The sequence below is a fragment of the Halosimplex rubrum genome (assembly GCF_013415885.1).
Classification (GTDB): Archaea; Halobacteriota; Halobacteria; order Halobacteriales; family Haloarculaceae; genus Halosimplex; species Halosimplex rubrum.
Genome location: NZ_CP058910.1, coordinates 2,622,827 through 2,636,983, shown reverse-complemented (window position 1 = coordinate 2,636,983; position 14,157 = coordinate 2,622,827). Strand labels below are relative to the sequence as shown.

Below are 14,157 nucleotides of genomic sequence, written 5' to 3'. Positions count from 1 at the left end.
TAGTGGTCCGCGCGGGCGAGCGGTCGCGTCCGGAGAGCGTCAGTCGATCCGCAGCCGCGCCACCGCCGAGGGAGCGAGCGCGACGTCCACGGTTCCGTCGTCGGTCACCGTCTCGGCCGAGCGGTCGATCCGGTAGGCGTCGGGTTCCGACCGGGACTCCTGGCCGTCGTGAGGGCTCCCCGTCGGCTCCAGCACCTCGACGGTGACCGAGCGGCCGGCCGCGTCGGCGCCGAGGTCGACGGTCACCGTCCCCTCGCGTGAGAGGTCGCGGTTCGTCAGGAAGACCGCGAGTTCGTCGCCGGCGTCGTCGACGACGGCGGTCGCGTCGACGTACGGGACGCCCTCCATGCGCTCGATCCGGGTGCCCAGTTCGGGGAGCGTCCGCGTCGGTCCGCCGACGTCGACGCCGAGGGCGCGCCACGAGCGGCCGTCGGCGATCACCTCGGCGTAGAGCTGCTGGACCCGCGCGACGGGGGACAGCGGCGTGGCGTTCGTCCCGCCGGTGTCGGGGAACTGCTTGACCGGCATGTGGGTGTGGGAGGCGCGGCGGACGGCCCCGCCCTGCCGGACGAACGCGCCGAACATCCCCGAGGTGTAGGCGGCGCTGGCGGTCGTCCCCATCCCGAGGTCCGGCCAGTCCTCACCGAGGTGGGCGTACAGGCCCCACTCGCCGACGTTGACGACGAACGGGTCGACGCCCGCCGCCTCGGCGTCCGCGGCCAGTCCCGCCAACAGCCCCTCGTACTGCGTCGGGTACGCGACCAGCGTCTCGACGTAATCCAGCGGCTCGGCGTCGTGCTCCGCGACCCACTCTTCGGGGCTGTCGTCGTCGCTGCGACGGATACCGAAGTTGTAGTGGTGGGTGTCGACGCCGTCGATGCGGTCGCCGACCTCCGCGAACAGCGCCTCCGCCCACTCGTCGGCGTCCGCCTCGAAGCGCGTGTATCCGGGATCGAGCAGATCGGCAAAGACCGTGATATCCGGGTCGACTGCGGTCATCGCGTCGTAGTAGGCGTCGGCGCCCGCGCGGTCGTCGGACCCGCTCGCGAACTCCCAGGGGTCGGACGTGTGACCGAACTGCCAGTCGCCCCAGACCTCGTTGCCGATCTCCCAGTAGCGCACGTCGAAGGGGTCCTCGTAGCCGTGTTCGGCCCGAAGCGCCCCCATCTCGGTCTCCTCGGGGTCGCCGTTACAGTACGCCACCCAGTCGGCGGCCTCCTCGGGGCCGATCTCCTCCCACCAGCCGACCGTGATCATCGGTTCGACGCCGATCTTCCGGCAGAGTTCGACGTACTCGGCGGTCCCGAGGAAGTTCGGGTCGAGACCGCTCCAGCCGGGCGCCTCGCTGACGGGGCGGTCTTCGAGCGGGGCGACGCCGTCGCGCCAGCGGTAGTGGCTCGCGAAGTTGCCGCCAGGCCACTTGATCGACTGGACGTCAAGCGCTTCCATCCGGTCCAGCATCTCGGGGTTCCACCTCCCGTCGACGGCGTCGCCGGACACGAGCATCACCCAGTCGAGGTCGACGTGCCCGTCGCCGGCGGCGACGAACTGGAGGCGGTACTCGCCGTGCGGGGCGGAGATGTCGCGGAAGTTGCCGTCGGTCCCTTCGGCGGGATACCGGACGTCGCTCTCGCCGGCGAGTTCGAGTCGGCGGTCCTCGTGGCGGACCCACTCGCCGGTGACGGGGAGCGACTCCGAGGCGACCGTCTCGCCGTCGAAGTCGGTCAGTCGCGCCTCGACGGCGTCGACGCCCTCGCCGCGGACCGAGACCGAGAGGTCGTACTCGGTCGTGCGGTAGTCCGGCAGGGGGACGCGCTGGGAGACGCCGCCCGCGGTGCCGTCGCCGGCGACCGCGATTCGCTGGAACCGGCGGCTGTCGCCGCCGTGGACGCCGCCGGCGGGCGTCTCGTAGTCCGCGTCGCCGACCGGCTGCCACGGGTAGGCGACCCCCTCGTGTTCGGGGAGGTCGTCTTCGTCGTAGGCGAGCCGGCTCCGCTCGGCGGTCTTCCGGTCGAAGTGCCACGGCTCGAAGGAGTTGTTGGTCGCGTGTTCCGCGTAGATACCGGGGTAGATCTCCCGCCCGTAGTGTTCGACGTAGGCGCCGAAGATCCGGGGGGAGACCGTCCAGTCGCTCCGGTCACCGGTGTCGACCGTCACCTCGGCCGCGAACGGGTCGTCCGTCGGCTGTGCGTCGGTCATGCGTTCGGCGAGGGGCGGCCCCGCCAAGAGTGTTGACACACGGCGCCGTCGGCGCGCCGGCGCGCTCCCGGATACGGGAGTCGCGAGGGCGAACGATACTCGTTAAGTGAGTCCGTCGCCAAGCCTGGGGTATGACCGACGAAACGGACCTAGAGGAACTCCGCCGCGGGACCGACCTGGTCAAGCGCGGGTTCGCGAAGATGCAGAAGGGCGGCGTCATCATGGACGTCGTGAACCGCGAGCAGGCCCGCATCGCCGAGGACGTGGGCGCCGTCGCGGTGATGAACCTCGAAGCCGTCCCCGCCGACATCCGCAAGCGCGGCGGCGTCGCCCGCATGGCCGACCCCGCCTCGCTCGAGGGCGTCATCGACGAAGTCTCCATCCCCGTCATGGGCAAGGCCCGCATCGGCCACACCAAGGAGGCCCAGATCCTCGAGGCCGCCGGCGCCGACATGGTCGACGAGAGCGAAGTGCTCACCCCCGCCGACGACAAGTACCACATCGACAAGCGCGACTTCACCGCGCCGTTCGTCTGCGGCGCCCGCAACCTCGGCGAGGCGCTGCGCCGCATCGACGAGGGCGCGGCGATGATCCGGACGAAGGGCGAGGCCGGCACCGGCGACGTGAACCAGGCCGTCCACCACCAGCGGTCGATTAAGGGCGCCATCCGGAAACTGGAAGGTGCGAGCCACGAGGAGCGCGAGAAGTGGGCCCGCGAGCACGAGGCGCCCGCCGAACTCGTCCACGAGACCGCCGAGATGGGCCGGCTGCCGGTCGTCAACTTCGCCGCCGGCGGCATCGCGACGCCCGCCGACGCGGCGCTGATGATGCACCACGGCTGCGACGGCATCTTCGTCGGCTCCGGTATCTTCGGCGCCGAGGACCCCGAGGCGATGGGCACCGCCATCGTCGAGGCCGTCAACAACTGGGACGACCCCGAGACCCTCGTCGAGATCACCTCGAACATCGGCGCCGGCATGAAGGGCGACGCCAACGTCGACCTGCCCGAAGAAGAGAAGATGCAGGGCCGCGGCGTCTGAGCACCGGCCGGTTTCAGTTCTCTCTCTCTCTCTCTCTCTCCGCGTTCCCAACCGAGAGCGGTGGGTCTGTCAGCTTCCGAACCGGGAGCGGCGCGCCTGTCAGCCCCCGGAGCTGTCCGGCGGTGCGACGGACGCGGAACCCGACCGACGGCGGAGATGTCCGAGTCCGACACCGACCGCACCCGCGACGAGGATCGGCGTCCCGAGCGTGGCGACGAGCGCGATCAGCGTTCCGATCAGCCCGTAGCCGACGACCCCGAGGAGGTAGGCCGCGATCAGCAGCGGCGTGATGAGCGAGACGTCCAGCGACCCCAGATCCATCGGGGCCATCATCCCGAACACGGCTAGCGGCGGGGCGATCACCAGCGTCAGCCAGCCGACGAACATCCCCGAGAACGCGTCGTTTCGCACGCGCGACGCCGGATCCACCGCGTCGGCGAGCCGCTGGACCAGCACCCCCGAGAGAACGGCCGCGACGGTCGCCGAGCCGACGAGCATCCCGGCGGAGATCAGAAACAGCCCGTACGGGCTCACGAACGTCACGTACGCGGCCGTGTACGCGAACGCCGTCGTGCCGTAGACGGCGCCGACGACGAGCGGCCGCTCCCACCCGCTCTCGCCCCGGAGTCGCTCGTGTCGCTCATATCGGCCCCGACGGCTCGACCGCATTTGTAAGTTCGCTGTCGAACGGGGCGATGTCGGCCGGCCGCCGTCGAGCGGCGACCGCGCCGTCGGGGCGCCGGTCGGGCCGACAAGCGCAACGCCCAAGACTGTCGACTCACGAATCCCGACGTATGTTACAGGCGACGCCGGTCGACGCCGCCCGGTCGTTCCTCACCGGGTTCGACACGCTCGGGGCCCGGATCGGCGTCACCGCGTTGCTGCTCCTCGTCGTCGCGAGCTTCGGCTGGCTGGTCCTCCCGCGGCTCGTAGAGGGGATCCAGGACTCCGCGCTGCAGTGGGCCGTCAGCGGTGCGATCCTGCGTGCCGCCCAGCTCTTGCTGCTCGTCGGCGGCGGCCTCTCGCTGCTGTATCTCTGGGGGTTCGGGCCGACGCTGGCGACCATCTCCGAAGAGGTCACCAACGACTCGGAACTCCAAACGCTCGGGCGGACGCTGGGTTCGGTAGTCGTCTTCTTCGCCGCGTACGCGGTCGCCCGGTACCTCTCGAACGCCGTCGCCAACCTGAGCCGTCACGCCGACTGGCTGACCGACCACCAGGAGGAGATCCTCCTGCGGACCGCCCAGCTGTTCCTGTTCGGGTTCGCCGGGGTCGTCATCCTGGGGATCTGGGACACCAACCTCGGCGGCCTCCTCGTCGGCGCCGGGTTCCTCGGCATCGTCGTCGGCTTCGCCGCCCGACAGACGCTGGGCTCGCTCATCGCCGGGTTCGTCCTGATGTTCTCCCGCCCGTTCACCATCGGCGACTGGGTGGAGATCGGCGGCGAGGAGGGCATCGTCACCGACATCACCATCTTCCACACCCGCCTGGAGAACTTCGACGGCGAGTTCGTCATCATCCCCAACGACCGCGTCTCCGACCGGCCGATCACGAACCGGAGCCAAAAGGGGCTGTTGCGCATCCGCGCCGACGTGAGCGTCGACTACGAGACCGACCCCGACCGCGCCAAACAGGTCGCCATCGAAGCCATCTCGAACTGCAGCGAAGTCGTCGACGCCCCGCCGCCACAGGTGTTCCCCAAGGAGTTCGGCGACTCGGCGGTCGTCCTCGAGATGCGCTTCTGGATCGACCACCCCACCCCGCCGCGCAAGTGGAAGGCCGTCTCCGCCGTCGTCACCTCCGTCAAGTCGGCCTTCGAGGACGAGGGGATCAAGATCCCCTTCCCCCAGCGGGAACTCACCGGCCGCGCCGAGGCCGGCGGCTTCCATGTCCACGACCGTGACGGGCCGGCCGCCAACGCCGGCGAAGCGGAAGCGCGCGGGAACGACTGACCGGGGGCTCGGCGCTCCCGCCGCCGTCGACCGCTCCGGGACCTACTCGACGCCGAAGTACCCTTCGACGACGAGCGCGAAGCCGACGACCCACACGCCCGCGAGGGCGGTGACCGCGGCGACGTGGAACGCCCAGGTGAGGCCGCTCCCACCGACCAGCGGCGTCGCCATCGCCTCGCCCACCCAGGCGAGCGGACCGCCCGTCCCCCGCCGGGTCAGCGCGACCAGAAACGCCGTCACGACCGCCGGTCCCGCCGCACCGAGGAGCGCGAGTCCCAGCCGGCGACTCGCCCGCGCCACGCTGCGCGGCCGCCTGCCGTGCGTCACGAAGGCGTCGGCGTCCGACCCCGAATGTGCCATGATAGATGATGCCACACGCCTGCTCTACTTAAACGTATCGTCACGTGGGTGCAAGTGGCACGCAGTCGAGGGCGACGCTCGGCTATCGGACCATCGAGTCACCAGAATCGGGGCCGAAGCGCGGGAACGGGGTTCTCAGTCGGCCGTGCGTTCGAACTCGGCGTCGGTCTCGGATTCGAGCGCCTCGCGTTCGCCGCTCGGGAGCGCGTCCTTGAACCGCTGGAGGACGCGCCGGGCGTCGTTGACCTCGGCGCCGCCGAGCGCGCGGACGAGCGCGAGCGCCCGCTGGGCGCGAGTCGTCCGCCAGGACTCCTCGCGGTGTTCGTAGGTCCGGATCGCCCGCAAGAAGTCCACCTTCCGGAACTCCGGCCAGTAGGGCGTGCAGAAGTAGACGGCCGCCTCGTTGCCGTTGGCGTGCCACGGCAGGAAGTTCGACGTGCGCTCGTCGCCGCCGGGGCGGACGATCAGGTCGACATCGCGAGTCGGTCCCCTGTAGAGGCGCTCCTCGACCGACTCGACGTCGATATCTTCGGTACCGAGTTCGCCGTCCTCAACCTCGCGTGCGACATCGCGGGCAGCCGAGAGCAACTCGGCGCGACCGCCGTAGGCGAGAGCGATGTTCAGGTAGAGTTCGTCGTAGTCGGCCGTGCGGCGCTCGGCGTAGTCGACGGCGTCGCGCACTCGCTCGGGCAGCTTCTGCGTTTCGCCGATCGCGCGGATGCGGACCTCCGAATCGTGGACGCGGTCGGCGTCGGCGAACTCGCGGAGCTTCTCGCACAGCAGATCGAACAGCGCCTCGTTCTCCTCCTCCGGACGATCGAAGTTCTCCGTCGAGAAGGTGTACAGCGTCAGTTCGTCGACGCCGGCCTCCTGCGACCACTCCAGCACTTGCTCGGTCGTCTCCGCGCCCGCGCGGTGGCCGTCGGAGGCGTCGTCGCCCTGCTGTCGCGCGTATCGCCGATTTCCGTCCTGGATGACGGCGACGTGACTGGGCGTCCCCGACAGCTCCAGTTCGAGCACCCGCTCGTACGCACCGCGCGCCCACTGCCGCACTCTGTCCATCTGTCTATATTCTTTCAGCCCCGCGCTATGAGTTTTGTGTTTAGTGTGAGCGGGAGATCCCTCCGAAGCCGTTTTGATGCCCTGCGGTGTATCCCTCGGCTGACAGACCGTCCGCACCGTCCGCCATGATAGATCTCACTCCCGACCACGACGACTCGATGCCCCGCGCCGCTCGCGACGGCGTCGGCGCCCTCGACGCCGACGGCCCACGCATCGTCAGCATCAGCGACATCCACGGCTATCTCGACGCCGCCTGGTCCGCGCTCACGGCCGTCGGCGACCACCCCGACTTCGACCCGGTCGTCGACGCCGACGCGGACGGACGGCTCCACTGGGCCGGCGACGACGAGTCGGTGCTGGTGTTCAACGGCGACCTCGTCGACCGCGGCCCCGACAACGCCGCCGTCGTCGAACTCGTCGAGCGCCTCGCCCGCGAGGCCCCGCCCGGCCACGTCCGCGTCACGCTCGGCAACCACGAGTGGGGCGCTCTCTTCCGGGATCTGGTCGATTGGGACGCCTGGTTCTCCGGCAGTCGGTCCGACGACGCTCGCAGGCGGCTCTGCGAGATAATCGAAGACGGCCACCTCGTCGCCGCCTACGACGGCTACGCGTTCACCTACGCCCACGCCGGCCGCGTCAGCGACTACGACGCCGCCCGACTGAACGACCGCTTCGCCGAGGCCGCCGGAGAGCTCCGCGACGCGATCGGCACCGACGACGACGAACCGACCCAGAAGCGCCTCGTCGACGACTACCGGGAAGTGCTCGGTATCGGCCGCGGCGGCGGCCGCGCCTTCGGCGCCGGCATCGCCTGGCTCGACTTCAAGTTCCTGAGCGACGACGCGCCGCTCCAGATCGTGGGCCACACGCGCCAAGAGGAGATCGTGCAGAAGGGCAACGTCGTCTGTGAGAACGTGATCCGCGCGAACCTGGAGGGAGAAGGTGGGGAGGCCGTGATGGTCGAGACCGAGGAGGAGTTGGTGGCGCTAGAACGGCGTGGGAACGGGAGTGTGCGGAAACGGGACTTCGAGATTCCTAGCGGAGAGTGGCCGAAGTCGTAGGTGTCTCGGCACCCGGTTTTCCTGTCTATCGTGGCGGCAAAAACGGGTAGAGTGCCGAATTTATCGAGCCATTTAGAGCGAGGGGATCGCTCCCGACGCCGCGCTCGGGCGCGCTACTCGCAGCTCCGACGCCGAACCGTCGAAACGACCGCAGAGAAGCCGCTAGCCAGTTAATGAAGTGGGACCGCCGAGATTCGAACTCAGGTCCGACGCACCCCATGCGCCGAGGATACCGCTACCCCACGGTCCCGCGTATCGGGAGACGAGCCTACCCGGATTAAGCCCTTCGCTTTCGGTCGGTCAGACGAGCACGCGTTCGAGATCGAGTACCACACCCTCGTCGGCCTCGGGGTCGCCCGCGAGCGTCGCGAGACAGACCGCCGCCTCGTCGGGGGTGTAGCAGGCGACCAGGTCGCCGCGGAACACGTCGTCGACGGCGAGCAGTCCCGGCGCGTAGACGGGCGCGCCCTCGGCGACCTCCCGGGCGGCGCTCTCGGCGATGGTCGCGCTCGGCAGGTCCGTGAGCGCCCGCTCGGCGGGCTGGACGACCTCGCGAAGCGGGTCCGAATCGCCGCCGTCGGCCCACGCGAGCGCGTCGACGAGGTCGTGCAGCGACACCAGCTCCCGATCGTCGAACGAACCCGTCGTCGTCCGGCGGAGGTGGCCCATGTGCGCGCCGGTCCCGAGCGCCAGCCCCAGGTCGTGACAGAGCTTCCGAATGTAGGTCCCGCTCTCGCAGCGAACCCGCAGGAGCGCCTGGCGGTCTTCGATTTCGAGGGCGTCGAGGGCGTAGATCTCCCGCGATCGCAGCCGTCGGACGACGGCGCTCTTCTTGGGCGGCTTCTGGTAGATATCGCCCTCGAACTCCGCGAGGACGGATTCGAGATCGGCGGGCGCGGGGCCGTGGAGTTCGAGGACGGCGACGTACTCCTTGACGCTGTCGTCGAACACCTGGGCCATCCGGGTCGCGTCGCCGAGCAGCATCGGGAGACAGCCGGTGACCTTCGGGTCGAGGGTGCCGGCGTGGGCGGCGCGGTCGACGCCGGCCATGTCCCGGACCCAGGCGGCGACCTGGTGGGCCGAGGGGCCGGGGGGCTTGTCGAGGTTGACGACCCCGAACTCCAGCAGATCGTCGACTGACCGGTCGTCGGGCGGGCCGCGAAGGGACATCAGAAATCGTAGTCCACGCCGGTGACCGGCGCGCGACCCTCGTCCTCAGCGGGGTCGTAGGACTCGACGGCGGCGAGGACGATCTCCAGCTCCGCGGCGGGGCTCCACCGGGAGGTGTTGAGCACGAGGTCGTAGATCGAGCGGTCGTCGATCTCGATGTCGTAGTACTCGGCGTAGCGTTTGGCCTCGCTCTCGGCGCGGGCGGTGGTCTCTTCGCGGGCGGTCTCGACGGACTTGTCCTCGCGGTCGGCGATACGCTCGGCGCGGACGCCCATCGGCGCGTCGAGCCAGATCCGCAGGTCGGCGTGGTCGCCGGCCATCCAGCCGGCGAGCCGGGATTCGAGGACGAGGTCGTCGTTCTCGTCGGCGATCTCGCGGAGCCGCCGGTCGAGATCGCGGTCGACCTGGTCGTCCTCCTCGGCGAGTTCGTTGAACGCGACCAGCGACATGTCCCGCTCGTCGGCCATCTCGCGGAAGATGTCGCCGCCGCTGACGTGGTCCACCTCGAGCGCGTTCGCCAGCGCGGCGGCGAACGTGCTCTTGCCACTCCCGGCTGGGCCGGAAACGGTTATCAACATACCTCGATTCCGTTCGGTCCGTAAATAGAGGTTGCGGAACCGCCCGTTTCGCCCCCGCGAGTTCACGCGTTCGGGACCGGTCTCACCAGGGGATCATTTCTCAGGGGAGACACACACCCGATTCCGAGTTAGTGGGGGGCCAGAGGCCAGAGGTCGTCGCTACGCCCCCCGAATTAACTCGGAATCGGGTGTGTCTAGTCTAGTTACTAGGTTCTAGAACGAAAACGAACGAAAACGAACGACGAGAGACGAGAGAGAATGAGAAGGCGAACAGACGGGTTCGAGAGCGGCGGTCGGCCACGCCGATCGTCCGTTCGACGTGCCGCAGAATCGGAAGAGTGCGGACGGTTCACGTGCGGTCTCGACGGAACGGTCTCACCCGCCGACTAACTCGGAATCGGGTGTGTGTGCCACTGAATCACCCGCCTCCCCACTAACTCGGAATCCGGTGTCCCCCGCCGTCGTTCGCGGATCGACCCACGCCGCCGGGAACTAACTCGGAATTAGGTGTCCCGGCGGGGTTCCGGCCGTCGACACGCTCGCGCGAGGCGAGACGAGCCCATCGTTCGCCGCGATCGGGGCGGTTCGACGCGGTACTCGAACGGTGAACCGACGCGGGTCGGACCTACCATCGAACGTCCGGTCGAACGCTCGATGGCCACCGGCGAACTAACTCGGAATCAGGTGTGTCACACCGAAACGGAATCGTTGCGAACGCAGCTTCCCGCTCGCTGACGGCAGCTCCTCACCGCACACCGGAGACCGGCGGCGAGGTGCGGCCGATAACTCGGAATCGAGTGGGGTCGACCCCGTTCGGAGTTACGATAGACCGTCCCAGGACCGGTATCTAGCGGCTGGTGGGCCACAACTAACTCGGAGTGCAGTGGAAACGCTTTTCCACGGGGACGCGAACGGACAAGCCATGCAGGAGCACGGCGACGGGTCGGCGGAGACGGGTGACGAGCTGTTCCAGGCGGTCGAGGAGGGCGGCGGCGACTCCATCTTCGCGAACCGCGAGCTGCTCAACATCGACCACGTCCCCGACGAGGCGCGGATCGTCGGCCGCGACGAACATATCCGCGACCTCGCCAACGAGGTCGGCCCCGCGGTGACGGGGTCGCCGCCCAACTCGGTGATCCTCTACGGGAAGACCGGCTCGGGCAAGTCCCTCGTCGCCAACCACGTCATGGAACGGGCGCGGACGGAGTCTCAGCGGCGCTCCAACCGCCTGGCGACCGTCACGGTCGACTGCGCCCAGGCCAAGGGCGAGGCCGACGCCGTCCAGACCATCGCGACCGGGATCAACTCGCCCGGAACCGGCGTCGACATCCCGACGCGGGGCATCTCGACCAACGAGTACTACAATCGCCTCTGGGAGATCCTTGACCGCGAGTACGACGCCGCGCTCATCACCCTCGACGAGGTCGACCGACTCGACGACGACAACGTCCTCATGCTCCTCTCCCGGGCCCGCGAGGCCGGGAAGGTCGACGTGCCCATCGGCATCATCTCCATCTCGAACAAGGTGAACTTCCGCGAGCAGATGACCGAGCGCGTCAAGAGCAGTCTCGGTCACAACGAGTTCATCTTCGACCCCTACGACGGCGAACAGCTCCGCCAGATCCTCGAGAACCGGCGCGACGCCTTCTGTGACGACGTGCTCGACGCGGGCGTCATCCCGAAGACCGCGGCGCTGGCCGCCCAGCGCCACGGCGACGCCCGCAAGGCCATCCGACTCCTCCGACACGCCGGCGACTACGCCAAGAACAACGGGTTAGACGAGGTGACCGAGGACCACCTCGAACGCGCCCAGGAGCAGGCCGAGGTCGAGCGGCTCAAGGAGCTCATCGCCGGGCTGCCGCCCCACAGCAAGTACGTCCTCTACGCGCTGGCGAACCTCACCGCCAACACCGGCCCCGAGGAGGACTGGTTCCGGACGACCGTCATCTACGACGTCTACCAGAAGGTCTGTGAAGCGGAGGGCGCCGACGACCTGACCACCGACTCCATCCGCGGGCTGCTCAGCGAACTCGCCTTCCTCGAAGTCACCGAGTCCAACCAAGAACACGGCGGCATGGGGAAGGGTACCTACAAGGAACACCGCCTGCTGTGGGAGCCCAGCGTCGTCTTCAAGATGGACCCCGACCCCGCACAGGTCGACGTGGACCGCTGAACGGGCAACAGGGAAAGAACGGGCGGCAGGGAAAGAACGGACGGTTTCAGGAGGTCGACGGCGTCGTCTGGACGTCGAGCGCCTTGCGGACGATCTGGGTGAAGCTCATCGAGCAGACGAAGTACCAGACGATCCACGCCCACATCGGGCCGATGCGCTCGCCCCACGTGGCGATCTCGCCGATGAGCGGGAGGACCATCACCGGGCCGGCGCCCGCGACCATCTCCGGCGTCTGGACCATGAAGTAGATCCAGAGGAACACGGGGATGTTGACGAGCATGATCCACACCATCGGGCGGAACTGCTCTTTGAACATGCCGAGCTGGTCGCCCATCGCCTCCATCTGCTCCTCCTGGATCTCCTCTAAGGCCTCGTCGTCGCCGCGCTCTTTGGCATCCTTGCGGCGCTCCTGGATCTCCTGCATGCGCTCCTGGTACTCGCCCATCTTGTCCATGTTCATCAGCTTGCCCTGCAGCACCGTCGAGCTGAAGCCGGTGAACGTCGCGAGCACGAGGATCATGATGTAGAAGGGCAACACGTCCGCGAGCGGTCCGAGGCCGATGTCGATCACTTCGCCGACGGTGTTGCGGATCGGCGCCTGCGAGTAGCCCAGGAACAGGGCGATCGTCGCGACCGCCGCCATCTTGTCCCAGCGGGACCACCCGCCCTCGTCGTCGTCCGCGGTAGACCCGCCCGACGAACTCGTCGATCCGGAGCCGCCCGAGGTCGAACCGCCGGTCGACGTGCCGGAGGAGCCGATGTCGTCGGGCGCGTCGTCACCGAGCGCGTCGCGGACGCCCTCGGGGTCGTCGACGACGAACCCCTCGCCGTCGACGTCGACGAGGATGCCCTGCTCGATGAGCCGGCCCCATTCGCCGCTGGTGATGTCGTCGCTGACATCGCTCCACTGGACGGTGCCCCGGTCGTCGGCGACCGCGAGCACGCGCGCCATCGCGTCGGCCATCGACTGGCTCTCGTCGGCCAGCGACGCCGCCTTTTCTGCCGTCCGTGCCATTGCTATCTATCTCCGTCCTCGGTCGTTATCAACCTTTAATTCTCCCGATCGGTCGCCTTCGGGGGTCACGCCTCGGCCTCGACGGCCGCTCGCACGTCTTCCCAGACCTGATCGGGGGTCTGGTCGCCGTCGATATCGACGTAGCCGTCGTGGTCGGCGTAGATCTCCAGCACGGGCTCGGTGTTCTCGTGATACACCGACAGCCGGTTGCGCACGGACTCCTCGTCGTCGTCCTCGCGCTGGTAGAGGTCGCCGCCGCACTCGTCGCAGACGCCCGCCTCCTCGGGCTGGTTGAACTCGACGTGGTAGTTGGTGCCGCAGTCCTCGCAGACTCGGCGACCGGTGAGCCGGTCGACCAGTTCCGCCTCGGGTACGTCGAGGACGAGCACGACATCGAGGTCGGTCATCTCGCGCAGGGCCTCGGCCTGGTCGCCGTTGCGCGGGTAGCCGTCGAGGACGAACCCCGCGACGTCCGAGAGCGCCTCGCCGACCATCGCGTCGACGACCACGTCCGGGACCAGGTCGCCCCGGTCCATGTACTCGCCGGGCGTGTCGTATTCGGTGTCCATGTCGCTGATGTCCATCTCCTTGTTCGCCCGCAGCGCGTCGCCCGTCGTGACGTGCTCGACGCCGAATTCGTCGGCGAGGCGCTCGCTCTGCGTTCCTTTGCCGGCACCTGGCGGACCGAGAATCAGGATCTTCGGGTTCATACCGCCGGCTTCGGCGCACCGCCGCTTTATAGTGTCGTTCTCGTCGGCGGATGCGGCCCGGGGTTCGCCTACTCCCACCCGCGGAGTCGTCGGTGGGCTTACCACACCGCCGGCCGACGGCCCGCTCGTATGGACGAACGCGTCCGACGCACGGTCGAGACCTACGAGCGCGTCGCGGACGACTACGCCGACCGTCACGGCGACCGCTCGGTCGTCGCCGGCATCGTCGAGGAGTTCGTGACCGCGGTCGACCGAACCGGCGACCGCCGGCGAACCCGCGGCGGCCAAACGGATCCGACCGATCCGCCCCGCGTCCTGGACGTGGGTTGTGGCCCGGGCTGGGAGTCCGCGGCCTTCGACGACGCGGGCTTCGATACTGTGCCGTTCGACCTGACGCGGTCGTTCCTCGACCGGGCCCGCGAACGCGTGCCCGACGCGGCCCCCGTCCGCGGGGACATGCGCGCGCTCCCGGTCGCCGACGACGGCTTCGACGGCCTGTGGGCCTGCGCGTCGCTGTTGCACGTCCCCGAGCGCGAAGTCCCCGCCACCCTCGCCGAGTTCGAGCGGGTGCTCGCCGACGGCGGGACCACGCTCGTCTCGCTCAAGGCCGCGGGCCGTCCGGGCGAGAGCGTCGACGCGAGCCCGTACGACGACGACCGCCGCCACTTCGAGCGCTACGACCCCGGCCGCGCCCGCGACCTGTTCGAGACTGCGGGCTTCGAGGTCGTCTCGGTCGCGACGGACGGGACCGACGCCGACACCGAGGGGGGCGGTACCGCCGCCGAGGACGACTGGGTCGCCGTGACCGCCCGGTCGCCCGACTCGGCGTGACCGTTC

At 69.0% G+C, this 14,157-nt stretch carries 13 protein-coding genes and 1 tRNA gene; 5 read left to right on the top strand and 9 right to left on the bottom strand.

Annotated features, from left to right (window positions below; genetic code table 11):
* Positions 1 to 39 precede the first annotated feature (39 nt).
* Entirely contained in the window at positions 40 to 2,199 is a 2,160-nt protein-coding gene (locus tag HZS55_RS13160; RefSeq protein ID WP_179908118.1) for an alpha-L-arabinofuranosidase, read from the bottom strand.
* Positions 2,200 to 2,330: 131 nt separating this feature from the next.
* Here HZS55_RS13160 and pdxS point away from each other — a divergent pair, with 131 nt between their 5' ends.
* A complete protein-coding gene (gene pdxS / locus HZS55_RS13155) occupies positions 2,331 to 3,239 on the top strand; it encodes a pyridoxal 5'-phosphate synthase lyase subunit PdxS (RefSeq protein WP_179908117.1) in 909 nt (302 codons plus the stop codon).
* Between the two features lie 99 nt (positions 3,240 to 3,338).
* On the opposite strand, the gene HZS55_RS13150 is transcribed toward pdxS, so the two are convergent.
* A complete protein-coding gene (locus HZS55_RS13150) occupies positions 3,339 to 3,908 on the bottom strand; it encodes a hypothetical protein (RefSeq protein WP_179908116.1) in 570 nt (189 codons plus the stop codon).
* A 125-nt stretch (positions 3,909 to 4,033) separates the two neighbouring features.
* Here HZS55_RS13150 and HZS55_RS13145 point away from each other — a divergent pair, with 125 nt between their 5' ends.
* Complete coding sequence (locus HZS55_RS13145; protein WP_179908115.1) at positions 4,034 to 5,191, top strand: mechanosensitive ion channel family protein; 1,158 nt, start codon at positions 4,034 to 4,036, stop codon at positions 5,189 to 5,191.
* 42 nt (positions 5,192 to 5,233) lie between these two features.
* On the opposite strand, the gene HZS55_RS13140 is transcribed toward HZS55_RS13145, so the two are convergent.
* The gene (locus tag HZS55_RS13140; RefSeq protein WP_179908114.1) at positions 5,234 to 5,551 is read right to left on the bottom strand and encodes a hypothetical protein; all 318 of its coding nucleotides are present in this window, start codon (positions 5,549 to 5,551) and stop codon (positions 5,234 to 5,236) included.
* A 135-nt stretch (positions 5,552 to 5,686) separates the two neighbouring features.
* The gene (gene uppS, locus HZS55_RS13135; protein ID WP_179908113.1) at positions 5,687 to 6,613 is read right to left on the bottom strand and encodes a polyprenyl diphosphate synthase; all 927 of its coding nucleotides are present in this window, start codon (positions 6,611 to 6,613) and stop codon (positions 5,687 to 5,689) included.
* Between the two features lie 125 nt (positions 6,614 to 6,738).
* Here uppS and HZS55_RS13130 point away from each other — a divergent pair, with 125 nt between their 5' ends.
* On the top strand, positions 6,739 to 7,674 hold the full coding sequence (locus tag HZS55_RS13130; protein WP_179908112.1) for a metallophosphoesterase: 936 nt from the start codon (positions 6,739 to 6,741) through the stop codon (positions 7,672 to 7,674).
* A 179-nt stretch (positions 7,675 to 7,853) separates the two neighbouring features.
* Here HZS55_RS13130 and HZS55_RS13125 read toward each other — a convergent pair.
* The 3 genes from HZS55_RS13125 to cmk all read right to left on the bottom strand — a co-directional run bounded on the left by HZS55_RS13125 (position 7,854) and on the right by cmk (position 9,422).
* Positions 7,854 to 7,924 (bottom strand) — tRNA-Pro (locus HZS55_RS13125).
* 50 nt (positions 7,925 to 7,974) lie between these two features.
* Positions 7,975 to 8,844: an RNA-guided pseudouridylation complex pseudouridine synthase subunit Cbf5 gene (locus HZS55_RS13120; protein ID WP_179908111.1), complete on the bottom strand. Its 870-nt coding sequence runs from the start codon at positions 8,842 to 8,844 to the stop codon at positions 7,975 to 7,977.
* Positions 8,844 to 9,422, bottom strand: coding sequence for a (d)CMP kinase (cmk, locus tag HZS55_RS13115; protein ID WP_179908110.1), 579 nt, complete (start codon positions 9,420 to 9,422; stop codon positions 8,844 to 8,846). The genes HZS55_RS13120 and cmk overlap by 1 nt, the downstream gene beginning before the upstream one ends.
* 922 nt (positions 9,423 to 10,344) lie before the next feature.
* On the opposite strand from cmk, the gene HZS55_RS13110 reads away from it, so the two are divergent.
* Positions 10,345 to 11,595, top strand: coding sequence for an orc1/cdc6 family replication initiation protein (locus tag HZS55_RS13110; RefSeq protein ID WP_179908109.1), 1,251 nt, complete (start codon positions 10,345 to 10,347; stop codon positions 11,593 to 11,595).
* A 46-nt stretch (positions 11,596 to 11,641) separates the two neighbouring features.
* Here the strand turns inward: HZS55_RS13110 and HZS55_RS13105 are convergent, their stop codons facing one another.
* Both HZS55_RS13105 and HZS55_RS13100 read right to left on the bottom strand, forming a co-directional pair.
* On the bottom strand, positions 11,642 to 12,610 hold the full coding sequence (locus HZS55_RS13105) for a DUF106 domain-containing protein (RefSeq protein ID WP_179908108.1): 969 nt from the start codon (positions 12,608 to 12,610) through the stop codon (positions 11,642 to 11,644).
* 65 nt (positions 12,611 to 12,675) lie between these two features.
* The gene (locus HZS55_RS13100) at positions 12,676 to 13,320 is read right to left on the bottom strand and encodes an adenylate kinase (protein WP_179908107.1); all 645 of its coding nucleotides are present in this window, start codon (positions 13,318 to 13,320) and stop codon (positions 12,676 to 12,678) included.
* Between the two features lie 129 nt (positions 13,321 to 13,449).
* Here HZS55_RS13100 and HZS55_RS13095 point away from each other — a divergent pair, with 129 nt between their 5' ends.
* Positions 13,450 to 14,151, top strand: coding sequence for a class I SAM-dependent methyltransferase (locus HZS55_RS13095; RefSeq protein WP_179908106.1), 702 nt, complete (start codon positions 13,450 to 13,452; stop codon positions 14,149 to 14,151).
* The last annotated feature ends 6 nt before the right edge of the window (positions 14,152 to 14,157 follow it).